General features: G+C 43.6%; 2 protein-coding genes. One reads left to right on the top strand and one right to left on the bottom strand.

What is annotated here, in order from left to right; all coding sequences use genetic code 11:
* Window positions 1-300: 300 nt before the first annotated feature.
* Complete coding sequence (locus JMY02_RS13580) at window positions 301-522, top strand: transglutaminase (protein ID WP_227678531.1); 222 nt, start codon at window positions 301-303, stop codon at window positions 520-522.
* A 150-nt stretch (window positions 523-672) separates the two neighbouring features.
* Here JMY02_RS13580 and JMY02_RS13675 read toward each other — a convergent pair.
* Window positions 673-879: hypothetical protein (locus JMY02_RS13675; RefSeq protein ID WP_227678530.1), on the bottom strand; the 207-nt coding region annotated here is incomplete at its 5' end.

Below are 879 nucleotides of genomic sequence, written 5' to 3'. Positions count from 1 at the left end.
TTTGTCAAGGGTATAGCAAAGTCTATTATAGCGACTTACGATCATAGTTCAGGTCAATAACGATAGAGAAAAACTTACTGCCTATAACCTATCAAGAGGGCCAAGCTATAGCTTGAATGATGAGCGAGGATATAACACGGATCTGAGACCCTTGTCCGAGCGCAAGAGTCAAGCTGTGCTCGGCTGTGAGTTCCTGAGCAGCTGTTTGATGATCCAAAAACAGAAGAGAAAGAAGCAGACGGTATCAGTGCGACAAAAGCGCTTAGCCTCGCCGCCCAACAAGGACAAAAAATCTATACAATGACTAAAGCCAACTATGCTGAGATACTACCAAAGCTGAACCACAGCGATGTGGTGATGACCGATACCCGCAATGGTGTGAACGCAGGTAAGACAGTCACCGTGCATGATACCCAGATTACCCTTAATGGCTGGTCAGGTACTGGTTACACCATCTTGGATACGAACACAGGTGCTGGGGCGTATATGATTGGTGGCGGGCTTGATGGAGTGTTGGACTGATCTACCAGCATATTCCTATATGTTTGGACTAGCTGCAATTCTAACTATTGGATTGGCTTTTGTTTCAGCATTCCCACTAGCATTAGTTCTCATTATAGGTATTGTTTTATCACTAGGTTGTGGTCTTGCTAATTACTATAACGATGGCATCTATGCTGATGCCGCAGGATTCATAGTTTCTACTGTAATTATAGGTGGATTAGCTTTGTTAGCAGTCTTTGGAGGTGGGCTGCCAGCATTGCTTCTAGGGGGACTCATTGGTGGGACATTAATAGGCACAAGATTTAGCTCTATATGCGCGGAAGCATAAATGATATCAATCAAAAATAAGTATAGAAAATGTCCTGTTTGTAAAGG

Origin of the sequence: Psychrobacter vallis, from assembly GCF_904846715.1 — a bacterium.
In the GTDB taxonomy this organism is placed as follows: Bacteria; Pseudomonadota; Gammaproteobacteria; order Pseudomonadales; family Moraxellaceae; genus Psychrobacter; species Psychrobacter vallis.
The sequence above is the reverse complement of the archived record's forward strand: the minus strand, read 5'-3'. Positions and strand labels throughout refer to the sequence as shown.